The 20,589-nt window shown below is 45.9% G+C and carries 23 protein-coding genes; 6 read left to right on the plus strand and 17 right to left on the minus strand.

The window, feature by feature from the left end:
- Positions 1 to 164: 164 nt before the first annotated feature.
- On the minus strand, positions 165 to 1,346 hold the full coding sequence (locus GCHA_RS01435) for a BaiN/RdsA family NAD(P)/FAD-dependent oxidoreductase (protein WP_007984261.1): 1,182 nt from the start codon (positions 1,344 to 1,346) through the stop codon (positions 165 to 167).
- Between the two features lie 126 nt (positions 1,347 to 1,472).
- Here GCHA_RS01435 and GCHA_RS01440 point away from each other — a divergent pair, with 126 nt between their 5' ends.
- On the plus strand, positions 1,473 to 2,159 hold the full coding sequence (locus GCHA_RS01440; RefSeq protein WP_007984263.1) for a cyclase family protein: 687 nt from the start codon (positions 1,473 to 1,475) through the stop codon (positions 2,157 to 2,159).
- Here GCHA_RS01440 and htpX read toward each other — a convergent pair.
- The 16 genes from htpX to gmk form a co-directional block, all read right to left on the minus strand.
- The gene (htpX, locus tag GCHA_RS01445; protein ID WP_007984264.1) at positions 2,156 to 3,028 is read right to left on the minus strand and encodes a protease HtpX; all 873 of its coding nucleotides are present in this window, start codon (positions 3,026 to 3,028) and stop codon (positions 2,156 to 2,158) included. The two genes, GCHA_RS01440 and htpX, sit on opposite strands and share 4 nt — an antisense overlap.
- Before the next feature lie 246 nt (positions 3,029 to 3,274).
- The gene (locus GCHA_RS01450) at positions 3,275 to 3,490 is read right to left on the minus strand and encodes a hypothetical protein (protein WP_007984266.1); all 216 of its coding nucleotides are present in this window, start codon (positions 3,488 to 3,490) and stop codon (positions 3,275 to 3,277) included.
- A gap of 160 nt (positions 3,491 to 3,650) precedes the next feature.
- Positions 3,651 to 4,277: a response regulator transcription factor gene (locus tag GCHA_RS01455; protein WP_007984268.1), complete on the minus strand. Its 627-nt coding sequence runs from the start codon at positions 4,275 to 4,277 to the stop codon at positions 3,651 to 3,653.
- Positions 4,270 to 5,439: a sensor histidine kinase gene (locus GCHA_RS01460; RefSeq protein ID WP_007984269.1), complete on the minus strand. Its 1,170-nt coding sequence runs from the start codon at positions 5,437 to 5,439 to the stop codon at positions 4,270 to 4,272. Before GCHA_RS01460 ends, GCHA_RS01455 begins: the two co-directional genes overlap by 8 nt.
- A gap of 63 nt (positions 5,440 to 5,502) precedes the next feature.
- Complete coding sequence (locus tag GCHA_RS01465; protein WP_007984271.1) at positions 5,503 to 6,333, minus strand: ABC transporter permease; 831 nt, start codon at positions 6,331 to 6,333, stop codon at positions 5,503 to 5,505.
- Complete coding sequence (locus GCHA_RS01470) at positions 6,330 to 7,319, minus strand: ABC transporter ATP-binding protein (protein ID WP_007984274.1); 990 nt, start codon at positions 7,317 to 7,319, stop codon at positions 6,330 to 6,332. Before GCHA_RS01470 ends, GCHA_RS01465 begins: the two co-directional genes overlap by 4 nt.
- Positions 7,320 to 7,717: 398 nt before the next feature.
- Positions 7,718 to 8,191, minus strand: coding sequence for a peroxiredoxin (locus tag GCHA_RS01475; protein WP_007984278.1), 474 nt, complete (start codon positions 8,189 to 8,191; stop codon positions 7,718 to 7,720).
- A gap of 42 nt (positions 8,192 to 8,233) precedes the next feature.
- Complete coding sequence (locus GCHA_RS01480; RefSeq protein WP_007984280.1) at positions 8,234 to 8,629, minus strand: VOC family protein; 396 nt, start codon at positions 8,627 to 8,629, stop codon at positions 8,234 to 8,236.
- Positions 8,630 to 8,653: 24 nt separating this feature from the next.
- Positions 8,654 to 9,487, minus strand: a complete 834-nt coding sequence (locus tag GCHA_RS01485) for a class I SAM-dependent methyltransferase (protein ID WP_052017966.1) — start codon at positions 9,485 to 9,487, stop codon at positions 8,654 to 8,656.
- Positions 9,474 to 11,549, minus strand: a complete 2,076-nt coding sequence (gene recG / locus GCHA_RS01490; RefSeq protein WP_007984285.1) for an ATP-dependent DNA helicase RecG — start codon at positions 11,547 to 11,549, stop codon at positions 9,474 to 9,476. The genes GCHA_RS01485 and recG overlap by 14 nt, the downstream gene beginning before the upstream one ends.
- A 230-nt stretch (positions 11,550 to 11,779) precedes the next feature.
- Positions 11,780 to 12,424, minus strand: coding sequence for a peroxiredoxin-like family protein (locus GCHA_RS01495; protein WP_007984287.1), 645 nt, complete (start codon positions 12,422 to 12,424; stop codon positions 11,780 to 11,782).
- Between the two features lie 86 nt (positions 12,425 to 12,510).
- Positions 12,511 to 13,263 carry a tRNA (guanosine(18)-2'-O)-methyltransferase TrmH gene (gene trmH / locus GCHA_RS01500; protein ID WP_039991948.1) on the minus strand — a complete coding sequence of 251 codons (753 nt, stop codon included), beginning with the start codon at positions 13,261 to 13,263 and terminating at the stop codon, positions 12,511 to 12,513.
- A 193-nt stretch (positions 13,264 to 13,456) separates the two neighbouring features.
- The gene (locus GCHA_RS01505) at positions 13,457 to 13,843 is read right to left on the minus strand and encodes a RidA family protein (RefSeq protein WP_007984291.1); all 387 of its coding nucleotides are present in this window, start codon (positions 13,841 to 13,843) and stop codon (positions 13,457 to 13,459) included.
- A gap of 21 nt (positions 13,844 to 13,864) precedes the next feature.
- The gene (gene spoT / locus GCHA_RS01510) at positions 13,865 to 15,994 is read right to left on the minus strand and encodes a bifunctional GTP diphosphokinase/guanosine-3',5'-bis pyrophosphate 3'-pyrophosphohydrolase (protein ID WP_007984294.1); all 2,130 of its coding nucleotides are present in this window, start codon (positions 15,992 to 15,994) and stop codon (positions 13,865 to 13,867) included.
- Between the two features lie 147 nt (positions 15,995 to 16,141).
- Positions 16,142 to 16,414, minus strand: coding sequence for a DNA-directed RNA polymerase subunit omega (gene rpoZ, locus GCHA_RS01515; RefSeq protein WP_007984296.1), 273 nt, complete (start codon positions 16,412 to 16,414; stop codon positions 16,142 to 16,144).
- Between the two features lie 105 nt (positions 16,415 to 16,519).
- Positions 16,520 to 17,167, minus strand: a complete 648-nt coding sequence (gene gmk / locus GCHA_RS01520; RefSeq protein WP_007984297.1) for a guanylate kinase — start codon at positions 17,165 to 17,167, stop codon at positions 16,520 to 16,522.
- A 119-nt stretch (positions 17,168 to 17,286) separates the two neighbouring features.
- Here gmk and cyaY point away from each other — a divergent pair, with 119 nt between their 5' ends.
- From cyaY to hemC, 5 genes are all read left to right on the plus strand, one after another.
- Positions 17,287 to 17,613 (plus strand): iron donor protein CyaY, encoded by a 327-nt coding sequence (gene cyaY, locus GCHA_RS01525; RefSeq protein ID WP_007984300.1) that lies wholly within the window; start codon positions 17,287 to 17,289, stop codon positions 17,611 to 17,613.
- 60 nt (positions 17,614 to 17,673) lie between these two features.
- The gene (locus GCHA_RS01530; protein ID WP_007984303.1) at positions 17,674 to 18,345 is read left to right on the plus strand and encodes an alpha/beta hydrolase; all 672 of its coding nucleotides are present in this window, start codon (positions 17,674 to 17,676) and stop codon (positions 18,343 to 18,345) included.
- Positions 18,346 to 18,476: 131 nt separating this feature from the next.
- Positions 18,477 to 18,950: a YHS domain-containing (seleno)protein gene (locus GCHA_RS01535; protein WP_007984305.1), complete on the plus strand. Its 474-nt coding sequence runs from the start codon at positions 18,477 to 18,479 to the stop codon at positions 18,948 to 18,950.
- A gap of 14 nt (positions 18,951 to 18,964) precedes the next feature.
- Entirely contained in the window at positions 18,965 to 19,453 is a 489-nt protein-coding gene (locus GCHA_RS01540) for a GNAT family N-acetyltransferase (RefSeq protein WP_007984307.1), read from the plus strand.
- 204 nt (positions 19,454 to 19,657) lie between these two features.
- On the plus strand, positions 19,658 to 20,587 hold the full coding sequence (hemC, locus tag GCHA_RS01545) for a hydroxymethylbilane synthase (protein WP_007984309.1): 930 nt from the start codon (positions 19,658 to 19,660) through the stop codon (positions 20,585 to 20,587).
- Positions 20,588 to 20,589: the final 2 nt, after the last annotated feature.

Here is a 20,589-nt window from a genome sequence, read left to right on the forward strand (position 1 = left end):
AAAGCCACGACTAAATAATTAAAAATTAATCGTAGAATAGGGTAAGCCAGCTAAAAGGACAAACTTTATTGTATATATCGAGTAAGTGGACACACTTTATTGTAATAACTCCTCATATGGACAACCTTTATTGTCTATGGACAATCTTTATTGTCTATGGACAATCAAACCACTTGCCCGGCTACATACCCTGACGACCAAGCCCATTGGAAGTTATAGCCCCCTAGCCAGCCGGTAACATCCATCACTTCGCCGATGAAATATAGCCCTTTCACATCTTTGGCTTCCATGGTTTTAGAGGATAGAAAATCGGTGTCAACGCCGCCTAGTGTAACTTCTGCGGTGCGATAGCCTTCGGTGCCGTTGGGTTTTAACTGCCATTGGTGAAAGGCCTGTGCAACCTCATTCAGGCTCTTGCCTTGGTATTGTTTTAAGGGTTTGTTCTCAATGCCCAAATAGGGCAACACGGTTTGTACATAACGTTTAGGGTAAAAAGCTGCGAGGGCATTACTGAGCAATACATCTGGCTGACTTTGCTGAGCTTTGTGTAATTGTTCATACAAATCACCATTTGGGTATAAGTCAAACTCGACTGCTTGCCCTGGCTCCCAAAAAGATGATATTTGCAGTACCGCGGGGCCACTTAAGCCTCTGTGGGTAAATAGAATGTTCTCGTTGAAGCTGGTGTCGTTGCAGCTGGCACTGGCGTCGAGGGAGATCCCGCTTAGCTCGGCTAATACGTTTTTGTCTTGCTCGTGCAGAGTGAAAGGCACTAGGCCTGCGCGAGTGGGTTTCACCGTTAAACCAAATTGCTCAGCGACTTTATAACCGAAAGGACTGGCTCCCAGTTTCGGCATCGACAGCCCGCCAGTGGCAATAACTAACGACTCACATTGATACTCGCCTTTACTGGTCTGCAAGGTAAAACCGCTATCACCTTTTTCTATTTGCAGTACGTCACATTGGTTTGTCACTGTGGCGCCTGCTTTGTCACATTCGCTGAGTAACATGCTGAGTATGTCTTTCGCGCTATCGTCACAAAATAGTTGGCCTAGCGTTTTCTCGTGATAGGCAATGCCATACTCGGCAACCAAGCTGATAAAATCCCACTGAGTGTATTGGCTTAGCGCTGATTTACAAAAGTGTTTGTTATCACACAGGAAGTTTTCGTGAGAAGCATACATATTGGTGAAATTGCAGCGACCACCACCAGACATCAGAATTTTGCCACCAATTCGTTTGGCGTGGTCAAGCACAGCAACACTACGCCCGCGCTTTCCCGCTTGCGCGGCACAAAACAAGCCTGCGGCACCTGCACCTATGACGATTACGTCTACTTTTTTCACGTTACTGCCTGTTGTTCTAAGAGATGTATTTCGCGCGGAGTATAAAGAATTTTGCTTCAAAAACCCAAATTAATGCTAAGTTGTGCCCACGCTATCTTCTATATTCCCCCAGACTAAGGAGCCATTTTGTCAGACGTTCAACCAAGCAAACGTACCTTTATCGATTTGAGCCACCGCATATATGATGGCTTGCGCACATACAAAGGTTTGCCCGCTCCAGTCATGTGCGATTACCTTAGCCGTGAAGAGTCGAAGAAGGTGTACGGTGATGATTACCAAGTGCAAATTGGCAAAATTGAGATGGTCAGTAATACAGGAACGTATATCGACACGCCTTTTCATTTTGCCGCCGATGGTGACGACCTAGCTCAAGTGTCGTTAGCATTGTTAGCCGACTTACCAGTGGTGGTCATTGATGCAAGAGATAGCATTGAAGTTAATATGCGCTTTTTCAAAGATGCGGATGTAGCGGGTAAAGCAGTGCTTATCAATACCAATTGGAGCAAGCACTGGAACAGCGAGCAATACTTTGAAAACCATGCATACTTGACTGAAGAGGCGGCGCAGTGGTTGCTTGATAACGGTGCCAAACTAGTGGGTATTGATTCACACAATATCGACGATACACGAGGCCAAAAACGCCCCGTGCATAGCTTGTTATTAGCAAACAATGTGTTGATTTGCGAACACCTTACCCACTTAGAAAAAGTCCCCACTAGCGGTGCACGCTTTTATGCCGTACCGCCTAAAATTACCGGTGTGGGCACCTTCCCTGTGCGCGCATTTGTGCAAATTGGCCAAAGCAATGGTTAGCTTTTTTGCAGCGCCTCAATGCGTTTTTCAAGTGGCGGATGGCTCGAAAACAGCTTTTGCACTTTACCTGCACTAATGGCGAATGCCGCCATTTCTTCTGGCATGGGCGGCGCGTCTTGGTTTTGCTTTAAACGCTTAAGCGCTGCAATCATATTGCTGCGCCCAGCTAGGCTTGCGCCCCCTGCATCGGCTCTAAACTCACGATAACGTGAGAACCACATTACGATCATCGACGCTAAAATGCCCAATATCACTTGGCTAATTATCGATACAATCCAAAACGCTGGGCCATGCCCTCGCTCAACTTTAAACACAACTCGGTCAACCACGTGGCCGATCACCCGAGATAAAAACACCACAAACGTATTCAGTACACCTTGGACTAACGTCATGGTGACCATATCACCGTTGGCAACATGACTAATTTCGTGAGCGAGCACCGCTTCCACTTCGCTTTGTGTCATATTTTCTAATAAGCCAGTGCTGACGGCCACTAAGGCATTGTTTTTATTCCAGCCAGTGGCAAACGCGTTAGGGCTTGCATGCACGAATATGCCCACCTCTGGCATGCCAATATTGGCTTGTTCAGCTTGGCGCTCTACTGTGCGCAACAACCATCGTTCGGTATCGTTCTCTGGGCGCTCAAGCACGTGTACATTCATACTGCGCTTGGCCATGAATTTAGATATTAGCAATGAGATGATTGAGCCACTAAAACCAATCACAGCCGAGTAGACAAGCAAAGCCTGCAGGTCTAAATCAACCCCGTTTTGCGCCAGTAAACCTTGAAACCCCAACAAGCTAAAGACCAAGCTAATCAAAACCATGACGGCAATGTTAGTGGCTAAAAATAGTAGTATTCGAAACATATTCCACACTCCATATTATACCATTCCACGTTAATAATGCGGATTGGTATTAGATGTGGTTAATATGCGGTCAATTCAGAATCAGCACAATAGCGCTCGAAAAATATAAATGTTTTGGCAGCTACCCTCGCCTATTTCTCAATGAAACCGACGAGATGCGTAACCTTTGGAGCAACCTAAGAAACACCTGCAGATGGATGAAAAGCCTGCCGCAAGTGCATGGTAAAGGAGGTTTAGCGGTGCACGTTAGCGCGTGGTCGGTATGCCTTGCAGTATCTCGATAATAGCGCGGTCATTATTCAATTCGGCCAAATCAATCAAGTAGCCTTTTTCCAACTCTTGGATTGGCTCGCTGGGCAGTAGCTCTCTAACGGACTGTTCTTCACCGTTAGCAATAGCGGTTTTTAAGGCTGCAAAGTCCATAATGCCATGTTCTGTTTTATCATGCTTGTTAGACGTCATAATTGCTCCTGCATCAAGAATTCCCTGTTAACCTAACAGCTGAGCCACAGCAGGGGCAACCAGCACTAACAATTTGTAACTTTTGAGTGTGCCGTATAGTTAATGAAGGGCTAGTGAAGAGTCAGCAAAGTGCTCGTCAAAGATAAACATCGCAAACGAGTTACAACCAGCCATTTTGATGGGCTATGCGTGCAGCTTCAATCCTGTTTTTGGCATTCAGTTTATTAGAAGCAGATGACAAATAATTACGCACCGTGCCAGTAGATAAAAACAATTTGCTGGCAATATCTTCCGTGGATAGCCCGTCTTTGGCTAAACGCAACGCACGGCGCTCTTTGTCTGTTAGTGGGTCTTTTTCCATCCACGATCCCACCATTAGTTCCGGTGCGATTGCAGCGCCGCCTTGGTGAACTTTATGTATCGCCGCAATCAGTTCATGTGAGGGGGAGTCTTTTAATAAATAACCCTTTACGCCCGAGTCCATTGCGCGACGCAAGTAGCCGCTGCGGGCGAAAGTGGTCAAAATAATCGTGTTACTTCGGGCTTTCGCCTCATAAAGATGTTGCGCCAGCTCTAAACCGGTCATGTCGGGCATTTCAATATCACTAAGTACAATATCGACCTTCACACCATCGTCAGACTGCATATACTCAAGGGCCAATTTACCCGTGGCGCAGCTGTGAACCACCTGTAAGTTGTCTTCTAGATCCAGAATGGTGGCCAATGCATTTCTCAACATCGTTTGATCTTCTGCCAGCAAGATGTTGATTGCCTTCTTGTTATTCATCATGAGTTACCCCTGCTGCCGAAGTTTGACCAACGCTTAGCGTACTAATAGGCAAACCAACTTCGGACAAAGTGCCTGTAAAGTGACCGCCACTTTGTATGTGTAGCGTTCCATTGAGTTGCTCTACCCGCTCTTCGATGCCTTTGATACCGAATCCGCTGTGTTTACCTTGCTCAAAACCTTGCCCATCGTCATGAACACTCAGCACTATCTGCTCATTGAGCTTATTGATGCTAGCATTAACGTTATCAGCGTTGGCATGGCGAAGAATATTAGTTACGAGTTCACGCAGTATTATCGCCAGTGCTTTATTTGCGACTGAGTTAGCATCGATAGATTGCTCATCAAGATTTTCAAAATGATAGCTGAAATGAATATCGACGCCGCCAAATACGGCTTTCGCGTTGGCCAGCTCACTAAGCAGGTCACTGGTGCGGTAACCAGATACCACTTCGCGTACTTGGCTTAGGGCATCTCGAGCGATGTCTTCTAGTTGCTTTATTTCGGTTCGTGCTTTTTTGAGATCTTTATCTAGTAAGCGACCTGCCAAATCAGCTTTTAGGGTAATAACGGAAAACGTATGGCCGATCAAATCATGTAAGTCTCTGGCGATGCGTTCGCGCTCTGCTACCTTGGCTAACCGCTGAGTTTCTTTACGCGATAATACCAACGCTTGCTTGTTCTGTTGCAATGCATATTGGTAGGTATTCATCAGTCCGATTATGGCGGTAAACGCTAACCCAGGCACATAAAAATACACACTCAAATCAAAGACAAAGCTTAGTGCAGCCATCCACATCAAAATGGCAAAGATGGTGGTCACCGCGAATTTCACCGATGATAACCGACTGCACATTGCACCAGCGTAAATGAAAAATGTATTCGCCGTGGGGCTAACTAAGGCCGCAAAGCTGCCTATCAATACAATAGCCAGTACATGATAAACGTATTGTCTGTTAGGCGCCCAATAACAACGAAAGTACACGACTAAAAAGGTTATGGTCGCGATTGCTGTCCATACTAGGTCGATAGGTTGCTGATGGAAAATAGCGACTGGCACAAAGAAAAAGGGCAAGTAAATCAATAACAAGTAAGGCGTCATTGGCTCACTTAAGTTTCGAGGCAGTAACCACTTATCCAACTTTTTCAATACCTTGATCACGTCAGCTTTATCCTTAGCGGTATATTATTATATGGATCTTTTTTAGCATTCTAACTACGACGCTCAAGCGGTCTTTTTCTTAAACGCAAGTACAGCAGTAATGAAAAACAATACCGAGAATACCACGAGCACCAACAAATGCTGCGCAACCGAACCACCAGCATCTAAACTGACCACCTTAAGCGCAAGCTGTGACAAATGATATGGCGGCAAAAAATGAGCGAATGACTGTAGGTAAGTCGGTAACATGGAAATCGGTACCCACAACCCCGAAAGAAACGACAGCGGTAAATAAATCACATTAACCACTGCTGGGGCACTCTGTGCTTTTAGCAGCAAACCTAGCGTCAAGCCAAGCAAACAAAAAGGAAGTGCTCCGATAATAAGCATGCCCGAAAGCTGTAATATCTGTGCTAGGGATAAACTCACATCTGTAAGCCCGAACGCTACGAATCCTAAGGTCACCAGCACAATGAGTGAAAACCCCATCGAGACAATAAGGCGACTCACAATTTGTGCAGAACTTGGCATAGGCGAAGCATCTTTAATATCTAACCAACCCTGCCCACGCTCAACGGCAAGCCCCGCGCCAAATGAAAACAATGCAGGCCCAATCACGCCAAACGTGCCATAAGTACATAGCAAAAACGTGGCGACTTGCGGGTTATGCTGATTCATTAGCACACCAAAAAATAAGTAAAATATAGCGGGGAACAAGGTCGCTGGCAGTGCAAACGCAGGGTTACGAATACTCTTTAACCACTCAAATTTGGTTTCAAGGTAATACAACTTCACTATTTTCTTAGCACCCATTTTGTCGTTCACGTCTGCTGTGCTTATGTCTGCGTTTAAGCCCGTGTTTAACACATTAGAAACTGAGTTTGAGCTGTTCATGCTTGCTCTCCTTGCTTATTAGTCGCACCGGTAGTGGTGTGTGCATTTTGTTGATTAAGGTGTAAAAACGCGTCTTCCAAGCCCATATTCGAAACGGTTAGGTCTTGTACTTGTGGCTCTAGAATTAGCAGGGCTTTCAAGGTTTGGTTAATGTCACTGCTAGCCAATTCAATAAATTTCCCGCTACTCGTTACCCTCTCAACGCCAGCAATAGTGGTATAATCGATACCCGAATCATTCGCGCTAAAACGCACAATCGCGTGTGAAACACTGGCTTTTATCTGGCTTGTTGTGCCTCGCTGAATAATTTCGCCCTGCTTGAGCAACACTATCTCATCCGCTAAACGATCGGCCTCTTCTAAATAGTGGGTTGTCAGCACTATCGCCGTACCAGACTTTTTCAAGTCCAAAATGGCTTGCCACAGGCCTTTTCGAGCCTCTACATCCATGCCAACGCTTGGCTCATCTAAAAACAATAGTTTGGGGTTACCGCAAATACTAAGGGCAAATAACAGACGCTGCTTCTCGCCGCCCGACAATTTTTTAGAGTAGCGATGCTGCATTTCTTGCAAACCTGCGTATTCAATTACTTTTTGATATGCCATGGGCTGGGGGTAGTAGCTTTGAAACAGCTGGATATGCTCTTTTATTTTTAGTGTTTCTGGCAAAGCGGCCACTTGTAACAACACGCCTGCTCGGCGTTTTGCTGGCAAGGACCCAGCCGGATATCCAAACACGCTGACCTCGCCAGCATCTACATTTAATCGTCCCAGCAATATATTAATTAACGTTGTTTTACCCGCGCCATTCGCACCGAGAATGGCTAACACTTGACCGCTACAAATATCTAAATTGATATCATGTAGGGCGGTTTTACCATTAAAGCGCTTGGTTACGCCCCGCGCACTGGCAATCACGCGACGTGACGGCAAGTTACAGTCAGGCGCTGATTCGTTACAAATTTGTGTGGTGGAGGATGGCTGCATATTCATACCTAAGTCGTTTTGTGAGCGTACAAAGAGTATGAATAAGAAAGAGGTGTTACATCATAGACAAGTGTCACCAATAGCAGGTGACATTTGTCATATTAAGCGTTTTGGTTAACTGAGCACTTTAATTAATTGGGCAATTTGGTTACCTGAGCACTTTAATTAACTGAGCAATTTGATTAACTAAAGACTGAAAATAGATTTTACAGTGTGCTTTACAAGGGGCTAGTAGATTACCTTATTGGTACTTATCTGTAGCCTCGATAACGTAATATATTCTCAAGCGAACCAAATAATGCTCGCTTGAGAAACATGAAAGCTTAATCACTCTGCCCAGAGCTCGTAAACTGCCCAGAGCTCATTAACTGCCCAGAGCGCAATAGGTGCCTCGAAGATTACAAGCTATCGAGCATCGTTTGCGCATCGCTGACGTCGAACTTGCCAGGGGCTTCAACGTTTAGCAATTTTACCACACCGTTTTCAACCAACATTGAGTAGCGCCCAGAACGCACACCACCGAATGTACCAGTGTCTTTTGCCATGCCAATGGCTTGGGTAAACTCAGCACCGCCGTCGGCTAACATAGTGACATGCTCTGCATTTTGCGACTGCCCCCAGGCTTGCATCACAAAAGCATCGTTCACTGACAAACAGATAATACGCTCGACACCTTGCGCTTCTAACTTGTCAGCCAGTGAAATATAGCCGGGCAAGTGAGCATTTGAGCAGGTAGGGGTAAATGCACCAGGCACGGCAAATAACACTACCTTTTTATCGGCAAATAAATCTGCAGTGGTCGGGTTACTGCTTTCGTCGTTTTCGCGCAAGCTAAACGTGACTTGCGGTAAGGTATCACCAACTTTGATCATGTTATTTCCTTCATTAAAATTGCAAATTAAAAGATAAATAAATTACTTAGGTTGAAGTAAATCCCATTTGTTGCCGAAGCAATCTTGGAATATGGCCACAATGGCGTACGGCTCATCTCGCGGCTCTTCCAAGAAGGTTACGCCGCGTTGCAACATACTTTGATAATCGCGATGAAAGTCATCGGTTTGTAAGAAAAAAGACACGCTGCCACCGGTTTGATTGCCAACCCACTGCTGCTGATTAACCGCTGCTTTCATCAAGACTAACGCAGCCCCGCTCTGGCCTGCTTCATTGTTTGGTGCTACGCGCACCCAGCGTGAATCTGGACCATTTTCGATATCGTCAAGCAGAGTAAAGCCCAACGTTTTGGTGTAAAACTCGATGCCTTTGTCGTAATCATCCACAAGTAGGCTGACGTTACATACGCTTTGCTGCATGGCATTCCTTATAAATAAATTGGATTAATCACCTGCTTTAGGGTTAATCAAATACACATCAAAGCGATTTGCTTTGCCTTGCATTTCAATATGGGGCTTTTGCTGGGCTAAAAAAGGGGCCCCAGCGGGCCGTTTCACTACCACGCGCTTTTTCGCTAATGCGATAGCCGGTGCGAGCAGCGCATCTGCGTCTTCGTCAGGGCCGAGCAATTGCTGAAATAAACGCATTTCTTTTTTCACCGCTGCGCTCTTTTTACGATGAGGAAACATAGGATCAAGGTACACCACATCAGGCGCGACGTTTTGTGTAACCGTGCACCAATTCGCCATCAATTCAACGGCAATGCCGTGATGTAGGCGCATACGCTGAGGTAACCAAGCGCTCAGCTCTGGGCTGTGCTGCGCTCGTTCCAGCCCATCAGCCAACAAAGCAGCCACCACAGGTGAGCGCTCAATCATATCAATATTGCAGCCTAAACTCGCTAATACAAAGGCATCGCGTCCCAAGCCAGCTGTGGCATCAAGCACGCGCCAATCGGTTTGGCCCTTAAGACCAACGGCCTTGGCCACGGCCTCTTTCTTACCGCCACCATGCAAGCGGCGAAAAGTCAGAGCGTCAGAGGCAAAATCAACCAACACCTCGCCTACTTTGGGCTCATCAAGCTGCTTTAATGCTAAGTGCGCTTCACTTTGCATTAGTACTAAGCCTTGAGTGGCGTTTTCGTCAAAACCTAGTTGCCAGTGCATTGCATTGCGCTTCGCTCTTTCAACCAAGGCTGAGTTTGCGTTGCCGGGCACGGTGATCACGGGCGTGACCTTTTCAAGCTCGCTTGAAGTTAATTTATTAGGCATGACCATAATGCTCTTTGTCACCCAGCCAGCGATTAATAATGGCTTGTGCGTTGGCTGGGTGATTCTCCCATAACTGTACTGACAACGTTTGAACCTGTGGTATTAGCGCTGCGTCACGGACTAAATTCGCGATACGCAGATCGGCCAAACCCGTTTGCTTGGTGCCGAGCAACTCACCTGGGCCACGTATTTCTAGGTCTTGTTGAGCGATATAGAAACCGTCGTGTGATTCACGCAATACCGCTAGTCGTTTCGCTGCTACTTTTGTTAGCGGGCTTTGGTACATCAACACGCAGTGGCTTTCTACAGAGCCTCGCCCTACTCGCCCGCGTAATTGATGTAGTTGAGCCAACCCCAAACGTTCGGGATTTTCAATGATCATCAAACTCGCATTAGGCACATCCACACCCACTTCAATAACCGTAGTGGCAACGAGCAAATCCATTTCACCCGCTTTAAACTGCTCCATTAAGCGCTGTTTTTCTTCGGCTTTTAGCCGCCCGTGTACCAGGCCTACTTTTAACTCAGGCAGCGCTGTCGCTAAGGCAATGGCGGTTTCTTCTGCCGCTTGGGACTGCAGCACTTCTGATTCTTCAATCAAAGTACATACCCAATAGGTTTGCCTGCCATGCTCAACCGTTGCTAGGCGTACCCGCTCCACCACATCAACCCGCCGCGTTTCTGGTAATACAACTGTGGTGATAGGTGTGCGCCCAGGCGGTAGCTCGTCAATCACTGAGGTATCTAAATCCGCATAGGCTGTCATCGCCAATGTCCGCGGAATAGGCGTCGCAGTCATGATCAACTGATGAGGAAATGCGCCTTGCTGTAAGCCTTTTTCACGCAAGGCCAAACGCTGATGTACACCGAATCTATGCTGCTCATCCACAATCACCAGTGCTAAAGACTGGTACTGCACTGCTTCTTGGAACACCGCATGGGTGCCCACTAGCAATTGCAGCTTGCCACTGGCTAAATTTTCAAGGGTTTCGGTTCGGGCTTTGCCTTTTAACTTACCCGCTAACCAACCTACTTCAATGCCTAATGGGGCAAACCAGCCTTGAAAGTTGTTCATGTGCTGCTCTGCAAGTAGTTCAGTGGGCGCCATCATCACCACTTGGTAACCAGCACTAATGGCCGATAACGCAGCCATTGCTGCCACCAAAGTTTTACCTGAGCCCACATCCCCTTGCACTAAGCGCATCATGGGTGTGGGACGCTGCATGTCTTGCTGAATATCTTGAATAACACGTTGCTGAGCACCGGTTAAATCAAAGGGCAAACTATCGAGTAGCTGCGTTAACAGGGGGCTACTTGGGGTGATAGCAAAACCTTTTTGTCGCTGACTTTGCTGACGTACTTTAAGCACGCTTAAATGATGTGCCAGCAGCTCTTCTAAGGCTAAGCGTTGCTGAGCTGGGTGCTTGCCCTCTTCTAATAAGGCGAGTGTGACATCCGGCGGTGGCCGGTGAGCCAAATGCAATGCTTCAATCAAGCCCACTTGTTGCTGATATACATCGTTTGGCAGCAATTCAGCTAAACCACCTTTATCAAGTAAACCAAGCGCCTGCTCGGTCAAATTACGTAAAGTAACTTGCTTCACGCCCTCGGTAGAGGGGTAAACCGGCGTTAACGATTCAGCCAGTTGAACGCTGGAATCTGTGCTGATGATTTTATATTCTGGGTGCATGATCTCTAAACCATACTTGCCCGCTCGCACCTCACCGAAACAGCGAATGTGCGTGCCTTTCTCTAAGCTGTTTTTTTGCGCCGCTGAAAAATGAAAAAAGCGTAAGGTAATGGTTCCTGTGCTATCACTCATGCGCACAATCAGCATACGCTTGCGACCAAATTGAACGTCACAGGACATCACTTCGCCCTCAACACTGGTGTGCAGATGTGGCATTAATTCAGCGATAGGATATATACGGGTGCGATCTTCATAGCGATGAGGCAAGTGAAACAACAAGTCTTGCACACTGTGCAGCCCCAGCTTCTCGAGCTTTTCAGCTACTTTGCTACCCACCCCTTTTAACTGGGTGACTGGCGTTTGAGCTAGTCCGAGCATCGCATGTCCGAGCATCGTGTTCGTATAGCGCACTCAAACGCAGTAATGAAAGAAAATAAAATGAGAGAAAAGATAGCCGCCTGCCCGTTAATTCGTACTTAATATGTCAATTGTGTAAGTCATTATACTTCACGATTTAATCAAGTGTGGCAATAACTTAACACCCTTTGATGCGTTAATTACCACGGCATAGTCGATTTAAAAACTCTAAAATGACTTACCACAAAAGCCTACAGTGAATATTTAGCGGCTTGGTAAAGCAATTCAGGAGACAAGCGCTGTTTATAATCTGGGTTGACGTAGCTAAATTTAATCACGCCTTGTTCATCAAGAATAAACACTGCTGGGGCGGGTAATACGCCGCGCTCATCTTGAGTCGATGCATTTAGCACAATACCTTTTTTCTCTTTGTATTTAGCGGTTGTCTCTTTTGCTACATAAAAGCCAATACCAAAGCCGCGTATGGTATCCAGCGTACTATCTGAGAGTAATTGCACCGTAAACTTACTTTGCAGTTTTTGTGCTTGCAATTGTTCTGGGGTTTCTGGGGAAATAGCCAGAATTTGATAACCTAAATCATCGAGCGATTTCTCAATGTCTTTAAGCCCGGCTAATTGCCGATTGCAGTATGGGCACCAGCCGCCCCGATAGAAAATGAGCACGGTCGGCTTTTGCATGATCATGGCTTTTAAACTGACCGGAGCGCCTTCGGCGGTTTTCAACTTAGTATTTGGGGCCCAGTGGCCGACTAACAAAGGAGTGACATCTTGAGCACTTTCAGCAATATTGGTCCGCTCTAACGCTGTACTCGTCACAGAAAAGACCATCAATAAAATAGCTAAACTGCCTATAGCAGCTTTCATATAACGAAACATTTTGCACTCCTTGGTAGGGTTACTATTAATCCACTTATATTTCCACGGCTAAACCGCCTGTCACGAATTAACGCCTATCGCTTGGCTTAGCGATTACCTCTGTGACGCTTTTCATACTCTATCTCGTTGTTGCCCTCGAGTTCTAGCGTATGCATGGCTTTGGCAGTAGTTTGCATTTTTTGCCACCAAGTTGCGTCAGCCACTATGTTGCCACCTTCATCAATATGAGGGTACTCAAGGCCTTTATTTTTGCAAACATTGGCTAAAACGGGGAACCCACCTTCAAATAACACCCGTTGGCATTCTTCTTCATCGAGTTGCAAGGTGTCATACATCCCTGCAACATCGCGCTGTCGCTGGGCTTCGTACAAGACTAGTGCAGCTGCCACAGACACATTCAAAGATTGCACCATGCCCACCATGGGTATCACGATGTTTTTATCCGCTAAGGCAATAGCTTCTTCTGTGGCACCGTGTCTTTCTTGACCAAGAATAATCGCTGTCGGCTGAGTGTAATCAATTTCTCTGAAGTCCACAGAATCATCTGATAAATGGGTCACCAGCACTTGCATATTCTGTTGCTTTAAAACGCCTACGGCATCATCTATGCTGCTGTGCATCTCGGTCTTAACCCAATGCTCAGAGCCCATTGCTGTGCCTTTACGCAGCTTGGTTTTTTGATCCCACACGCCATGAATACGATTGATACCTACAGCATCACAGCTGCGCAATATCGCTGATACATTATGCGGCTTATGAACTTGTTCTAAACAGACCGTTAAGGAAGGTTGGCGGGTACTCAATAACTTACGAATGCGCTGATAACGCTCTACTGACATGGGGGCTATAGCAGACATAGTTTTATGTTCTTTTTCTTACTGATGCCTTTTGGCCCCGCTGCTCGCTAAAAAGCGTGCCTAGTAGGCTAGCATCTTTTAATCAGCGCACGGCTATGATGACATCCCGTGCGCAGTGCAGCGCTTATGCGCCGTCAGTCTTATACCAATTAACTTTAGCTAAAACGACCCGAGGTTATTCAGGTAATTCCATCACGCCGTCAATCTCAATTTGTGCACCTTTTGGCAACTCTTTAACACCAATAGCAGCACGCGCTGGGTACGGCTGTTTGAAATGCTTACTCATGATCTCGTTAACCGTAGCAAAGTTAGACAAGTCGGTTAAGAAAATATTTACTTTCGCCAAATCATTAGTGCTGCCACCCGCGGCTTGGCAAACAGCTTGTACGTTTTTGAAGACTTGCTCAGCTTGCTCTGCGAAATCATCAGAAACCATTTCCATGGTTTCTGCAACCAAGGGGATCTGGCCAGATAAGTACACAGTAGTGCCAGATTTAATCGCTTGGCTGTAAGTTCCAATAGCTTGTGGAGCCTTGTCAGTGTGAATAACAGACTTAGACATAATATGATTACCTTTTAAAGTTTATACGTTTTGAGATTTATTCTGCTTGGATTGGCTGTGCCTTGAAACCCGCTGTACTTCGGGCATTATGCGAATTTTGCGCATGACATCAGCAAGCTGAATACGATCCGTGATGGTCAGTTCGATATCGATATAATAGATACCGCTTTCTTTTTCTTCGGTTTGCAAACCGACAATATTAGAGCCGCAAGACGCCACGTTATTGGTTAAGTTGGCGAGCGTCCCTTGATGATTAATTAACTCGATCCGCAGGGCTGCTTTAAATTCACCTTGGGGCTTATCATCCCATTTCATTACAAGAATACGCTGGGGTTCTTCTTTACTGAGTTTGCGAATATTGCTACAGCCAGCTTGGTGGATCATCATGCCTCGGCCTGGGCTCAGCACAGCGACAATTTCATCCCCAGGAATAGGGTGACAACAGCGTGAATAAGACACGAGTAGCCCTTCTGTGCCACGAATGGCCACTCTGCGTCCGCTATCCGGTATCTCCGCCGCTTCACCAAGTAAGCGCCGCGCCACAATCGCACTGAGCTCATTACCCAATCCAATGTCTGCGACTAAGGATTCAAAATCCTCATGTTTGGTTTCTTGTACGACCCGTTCGATGTCCTTTTGAGGAATTTCATCAAGCTTGGTTTTGCCCAGCGCATGGCGCAACAATCGATTACCCATGATAAAGGCTTCTTCTGAACGCTGATGCTTCAGATAATGACGAATGTGCGAGCGCGCACGCGCACTGACTACAAAGTTTAGCCAACTAGCGTTAGGCTTTGCTCTAGGTGAGGTAATAATTTCAACGGTTTGGCCGTTTTCCAGCGGTTTACTCAATGAATAGGTGCGTCTTTCAACTTTCACCCCAACACAAGTGTTACCCACGCCTGTGTGTACCGCGTACGCAAAATCAACGGCGGTAGCCCCAAGGGGTAATTCAATAATGCGCCCGTCGGGTGTAAACACATAGATTTCATCTGGGAACAGATCGGTTTTTACGTTTTCAATAAATTCAAACGACGAGCTGGCGCTTTGCTGCAACTCAATTAATGATTGCATCCATTTACGGGCGCGTACTTGCGCTGTGGTATCACTCGATTCAGAGTCATCTTTGTACATCCAATGGGCAGCTACGCCTATGTCAGCCATCTTGTCCATTTCGGCAGTACGTATTTGAATTTCAACTGGAATACCATGAGGGCCAATTAAAGAGGTATGCAATGACTGGTAGCCATTAGTACGCGGAATCGCCACGTAGTCTTTAAAACGGCCTTCAATCGGTTTGTACAAACCATGCATCGCACCAAGCGCTCGGTAGCAATTATCAGCACTGTCTACCACCACGCGAAATGCGTAGATATCCATGACTTCATTGAACATCAACTCTTTGTTTTTCATCTTGCGATAAATAGAGTAAAGATGCTTTTCGCGGCCAATGGTTTGGGCGTTGATCCCAAACGCAGCTAAGCGGGTTTCCACTTCTTTGCGGGTATTTTCAATGACTTCTTTACGATTGCCGCGCGCCTGTTTAACCGCGGCTTTTAATGCCCTGTGACGCATAGGATACATGGCCTGAAAACCTAAATCTTCTAGCTCATTTTTAATATCATGTATGCCTAAGCGATGGGCAATAGGTGAATAAATCTCTAGCGTTTCTCGGGCTATACGGCGGCGTTTATCCGGTCGTAATGAGCCAAGGGTGCGCATGTTGTGGGTGCGGTCAGCCAGTTTGATCAAGATAACGCGAATATCTTGCACCATGGCCATCAACATTTTACGAAAGTTTTCGACCTGCGCTTCTTGCTTGCTGCTGAAATGAATTTTGTCGAGCTTACTGACCCCTTCCACCAGCTCGCCAACCGTTTCGCCGAATTCAACGCTAAGGGTCTCTTTGCTGTGGTGGGTATCTTCAATCACGTCATGCAGTAAGGCTGCCATCAGTGTTTCATGATCGAGTCGCATGTCCGCTAAAATACCGGCTACGGCTACGGGGTGAGTAATGTATGGGTCGCCACTTGAACGCATCTGCCCATCATGGGCATCTCGGGCTACCACAAACGCACGCTGAGTCTCTGCTACCTTGTCCGCTGGCAGGTAGGCCTCAAGCTTTTGTTTTAAACCCTCAAAAAGATACAAGTGTTGTTAGTCTCAAACAGTGGAAAGTTTAAGGATACGGTGAATTGAGCACTAAGCCAACGGCTAAAACATCAGTTTGATGCTATGCCGCTGGGTTCAGGCTTTTTTTCGCGAACTCAAATTCTCGAGCGAACGTTTGTTCTAGAACTACTGGTCTTGCAGGATATTTGCTACAGACTCAAACTGAGCTTGGTCTTGAGCATGTTGGTCACGCAAGTTTTCAGCGTCAAGAGTAGACGCTGTTACGTGTCCTTCCTCGATTTCACGTAGCGCTACAACTGTAGGCTTATCAGTACCTACCGATACATGAGCAACTTTGCCTTCTATCGCAAGTTGTCTTGCGCGGCGTGCTGCGACTAAAACCAAATCAAACCGATTGCCAATTTTATCTACGGCATCTTCAACTGTTACGCGAGCCATTTTGATCTCCGTCGGGTAGCTATGTTTTAAAAAAAGGTCGCATAGTGTACTTGCAAACCTGAAATTAGAAAAGATCTTTCACGATCTTAGTGACTAATAATTACGCTAATCATTGGCCAATAAGTTTTCAAACAGGCTTTGATGACGCATTACCTGCTTTTCTTTGCGCAAACGACGGCTTGATACAATCGCATCTAGCTCTGCTAGCGCCGCGTCAAAATCATCATTCACCACGATATAATCGAATTCATGATAGTGCGATATTTCAGATACCGCTTTGTTCATTCGCTCTTGGATCACCTCAGGGGTGTCTTGTCCGCGCTCGGTTAAACGACGCAAAAGCTCGTCACGTGAGGGCGGCGCAACAAAAATCGTTGCAGTATCTGGGATTTGCGCTTTTACCTGACGAGCCCCCTGCCAGTCGATATCTAAAAATACGTCAATCCCTTTGCGCAATGTTTGTTCAATCACTACTTTAGAAGTGCCGTAATAATTACCGAAGACTTCAGCCCATTCAAAAAATTCATCTTGGGAAATGAGCTCTTGAAATACCTCTCGACTAACAAAATGATAATGTACACCGTCTATTTCACCTGGGCGCGGTGCTCTAGTGGTATGAGAAACCGAGACCTGCATTTCATTGTTGTGTATTTCTGTTGCGTCATGGTTTTGCAGTAACGCTTTGATTAAGCTAGATTTACCTGCTCCAGAAGGCGCGGCAAGTATAAATAAATTTCCGAGTGATTGTGGCATAGAAGATTTTCAGTCAAGTAAGTAGATAAAGTGAGTGTTGAGATTTCTATGCAATGTTAGCATATTCCCTTTACAAAGGTGCGAATGCATCAAAACAGTTCACAAAAGGTGACGAAACCATGAACGACAGCCAATATCATCAACTCGTCGACGACCTACTAATTTCCTTAGAGGAAATGCTCGACGATGTAGAAGCCGATATCGATTATGAATCAGCCAGCAGTATACTTACGCTAATTTTTGTCAACGGCACTAAAATCATCATTAACAAGCAACCACCTTTGCATCAACTTTGGGTGGCAACTAAGTTTAACGGTCATCATTTCAATTACCAAGAAGGCTTATGGATTGACGAGCGCACTGGCGCTGAGTTTTGGCAATTTATGAATGAAGCGGCGACTAAGCAAGCAGAAGTTCCTGTTTCGTTCCCCCGCCCGACTGAATAGGTAACAGTAAAAGCTGTATTAAAAATTTAACGGAAAATTAGTAATCAAAGAGTGGTACCGATGAGTAATAGCAATTTAGAATGCGTAGAAGTAAACCCTAGTCAGCCCCATACCGCCGTGGTTATTTGGCTTCACGGGCTAGGAGATTCAGGTAACGGGTTTGCACCTATCGTTCCTGAGCTAAAAATTCCTGACGCGTTACCTATTCGTTTCGTTTTCCCCCATGCACCAGTGCGCCCCATTACAGTCAATAACAACATGGAAATGCGTGCTTGGTACGATATTGCTAGCCTTGACTTTAACCACAGAGCTGACCGCACTGGTGTTGAAACCTCTGCCAAGCAAGTCGAAGCGCTAATTGATGCTGAAATTGCTAATGGCACTCCCGCTGAACGTATTGTACTAGCAGGCTTTTCACAAGGTGGCGTAATAGCGTTGCATTTGGGTACTCGCATCAATAAGAAGCTCGCGGGTATCATGGCATTATCAACTTATATGTGTGAACCAGACACACTTGCCAACGAAGCAAGCGATGCCAATAAAAGCACGCCCATATTGATGGCTCACGGTCAGCAAGATAACGTGGTACCTGTATTTATGGGTAACGCAGCGTTTAAAGTATTGCAAGAAAATGGCTACCCCGTGACGTGGCAAGACTATCCAATGCAACACAGCGTATGCTTAGAAGAAATTAATCATATCTCACAGTGGTTGCAAGCGCGCTTAGGTTAAGCCATGAGGTTTTTATCCCAAGGCGCGAGCGCTTTGGGATAAAAATGTGATGAAATTTATTCTCTGCCATAGCGGTTTTATTAAATAACCCTCTTATTTAATGACTAACATAGGCCAACACGGGAATAATTATGAGCATCAATCCATTTGTATTTATGCGCGGCACGGCAAAAGCGGCAGCGTTATTTATCCTACTCAGTTTCAGTCACTTCGCGTTTGCGCAAGATCCCATCGAAACCGGTTTTTTCAACAATAAAGCGATATACGGCTACGACACCGTTGCATACTTCACCCAAAGCAAAGCATTAAAGGGTTCAGATAACTACACTATGTCTTGGCGCGGTGCCGATTGGTTTTTTAGCTCTCAAGCACATTTAGATTTATTCAAAAATGATCCAAAAAAATACGCCCCACAATACGGCGGGTATTGTGCTTACGCTATGGCAACAGGTGATTTTGTGGGAATAGACGAAGATGCGTTTGTTATCGATAAAGGTAAGCTTTACCTAAACTACAGTACCAGCGTGCAAGAAAAATGGCTCGCCAACAAAGCGCAATATATTGAGCAAGCTGACGCACAGTACAACCTGCAATTCAACGAATAGAGAGCGCCTTGTCTGTGTTAACCCTACGCCCCTTAAGCACAAAGTACAGTGCGGATATTTCTGCACTGGCGATGCGGTCAAAAGCTCACTGGGGATACTCGCCAGCATTTATGCAGCAATGCGCGCACGAACTCACTTATTCGAAAACACAAATCTCCCATAAGGATTTTCATTTTATTGGGGCGTTTTCCCCTTCAGACAGTCAAGCCTTAACGCCGTTAGGCTTCTATGCAATTCAGCGCATATCCTCAGAAAAAGCAGAACTATTAGCGCTGTTTGTTTGCCCGTCTGTTATAGGGTGTGGTGTTGGTAAAAGCTTACTGCAACACGCAATAAGTGCAGCAAAATCACACCATTTCAAAACTATGCTTATATACAGCGACCCAAATGCGGCGTCGTTTTACGCTAAACATGGCGCGCAACGAATAGGCACGCATCCCTCTGGCAGTATTGTTGGTCGTGAACTCCCTGTTTACCAAATACCATTAATGCCCAGCACCTAACCCGCTAATGCCTTAAAAGAATGATTCATAACCTCTATTATTCTTCACATACCTCGTTCTTCATGAGCGCTATTTATCTTTATAACTAATATTCACGCCTAAACATGACGCTTTTTCGTTAAAACTAAGCCTTTGTCTACTCAAAGTGGACGTAAACTCTGATAATATCGCGGTATAAACTCGTCAGTTAATAGTGAATATTTCATGTCAGATCGCGTTATTCGAATTGCTACGCGCAAAAGTGCTTTAGCCATGTGGCAAGCAGAATATGTTCAAGCAAAATTGCTTGAAGCTCACCCTCAACTTAAGGTTGAATTGGTACCAATGTCCACACAGGGTGACCGTATTTTAGATACGCCATTGGCCAAAATCGGCGGCAAGGGGCTGTTTATCAAGGAGCTTGAAATCGCCATGAGCGAAGGCCGCGCAGACATAGCCGTACACTCAATGAAAGATGTACCGGTGGATTTTCCAGATGGCTTTGGCCTGCATTGCATATGTGAACGTGAAAACCCATATGACGCCTTCGTTTCTAATACGTATTCAGCGATTGAAGAATTACCCCAAGGCGCAGTGGTAGGTACTTCGAGCTTACGCCGTCAGTGCCAAATTCGTAGCGCTCGCCCCGACCTAACCATTCGCGATTTGCGTGGCAACGTAAATACCCGTTTAGCCAAGTTAGATGAAGGCCAATACGATGCCATTATTTTGGCTGCCGCTGGCCTCATTCGTTTGAATATGCAAGAGCGGATCAAAGCATACATAGAGCCTACCGTGTCTTTACCCGCTGTAGGCCAAGGTGCGGTTGGCATTGAATGTCGCAATGACGACGCCGAGCTAATTGAACTGCTTAAGCCATTGAATCACGCAGATACAGAATCAAGAGTTAAGGCCGAACGCGCCATGAATGCCAAGTTAAATGGTGGTTGCCAAGTACCTATTGGTAGCTACGCGGTATTAAACGGTGACGAATTGTATTTACGCGGATTAGTGGGCTCACCTGATGGCAGTTTGCTTCTGCAAGCCGAAAAACGTGGCAGTATCAACGATGCGCAAAGTATTGGTATTGATGTCGCTGAGCAACTGCTTGAAAAAGGTGCGGGTGACATTCTTCAAGCGTTATACAAAGACTAACA

The organism is Paraglaciecola chathamensis S18K6, from assembly GCA_000314955.1.
GTDB classification, from domain to species: Bacteria; Pseudomonadota; Gammaproteobacteria; order Enterobacterales; family Alteromonadaceae; genus Paraglaciecola; species Paraglaciecola chathamensis.

What these genes read in the sequence shown, in the direction of transcription:
- GCHA_RS01475 (WP_007984278.1), bottom strand. Translation starts at nt 8,191, where the DNA reads ATGATCAAAGTTGGTGATACCTTACCGCAAGTCACGTTTAGCTTGCGC.
- GCHA_RS01465 (WP_007984271.1), bottom strand. Translation starts at nt 6,333, where the DNA reads ATGAACAGCTCAAACTCAGTTTCTAATGTGTTAAACACGGGCTTAAAC.
- GCHA_RS01505 (WP_007984291.1), bottom strand. Translation starts at nt 13,843, where the DNA reads ATGTCTAAGTCTGTTATTCACACTGACAAGGCTCCACAAGCTATTGGA.
- GCHA_RS01485 (WP_052017966.1), bottom strand. Translation starts at nt 9,487, where the DNA reads ATGGTCATGCCTAATAAATTAACTTCAAGCGAGCTTGAAAAGGTCACG.
- htpX (WP_007984264.1), bottom strand. Translation starts at nt 3,028, where the DNA reads ATGTTTCGAATACTACTATTTTTAGCCACTAACATTGCCGTCATGGTT.
- gmk (WP_007984297.1), bottom strand. Translation starts at nt 17,167, where the DNA reads ATGCCACAATCACTCGGAAATTTATTTATACTTGCCGCGCCTTCTGGA.
- recG (WP_007984285.1), bottom strand. Translation starts at nt 11,549, where the DNA reads ATGCTCGGACTAGCTCAAACGCCAGTCACCCAGTTAAAAGGGGTGGGT.
- GCHA_RS01450 (WP_007984266.1), bottom strand. Translation starts at nt 3,490, where the DNA reads ATGACGTCTAACAAGCATGATAAAACAGAACATGGCATTATGGACTTT.
- trmH (WP_039991948.1), bottom strand. Translation starts at nt 13,263, where the DNA reads ATGTCAGTAGAGCGTTATCAGCGCATTCGTAAGTTATTGAGTACCCGC.
- GCHA_RS01470 (WP_007984274.1), bottom strand. Translation starts at nt 7,319, where the DNA reads ATGCAGCCATCCTCCACCACACAAATTTGTAACGAATCAGCGCCTGAC.
- GCHA_RS01480 (WP_007984280.1), bottom strand. Translation starts at nt 8,629, where the DNA reads ATGCAGCAAAGCGTATGTAACGTCAGCCTACTTGTGGATGATTACGAC.
- rpoZ (WP_007984296.1), bottom strand. Translation starts at nt 16,414, where the DNA reads ATGGCTCGCGTAACAGTTGAAGATGCCGTAGATAAAATTGGCAATCGG.
- cyaY (WP_007984300.1), top strand. Translation starts at nt 17,287, where the DNA reads ATGAACGACAGCCAATATCATCAACTCGTCGACGACCTACTAATTTCC.
- hemC (WP_007984309.1), top strand. Translation starts at nt 19,658, where the DNA reads ATGTCAGATCGCGTTATTCGAATTGCTACGCGCAAAAGTGCTTTAGCC.
- GCHA_RS01495 (WP_007984287.1), bottom strand. Translation starts at nt 12,424, where the DNA reads ATGTTTCGTTATATGAAAGCTGCTATAGGCAGTTTAGCTATTTTATTG.
- GCHA_RS01535 (WP_007984305.1), top strand. Translation starts at nt 18,477, where the DNA reads ATGAGCATCAATCCATTTGTATTTATGCGCGGCACGGCAAAAGCGGCA.
- GCHA_RS01530 (WP_007984303.1), top strand. Translation starts at nt 17,674, where the DNA reads ATGAGTAATAGCAATTTAGAATGCGTAGAAGTAAACCCTAGTCAGCCC.
- GCHA_RS01455 (WP_007984268.1), bottom strand. Translation starts at nt 4,277, where the DNA reads ATGAATAACAAGAAGGCAATCAACATCTTGCTGGCAGAAGATCAAACG.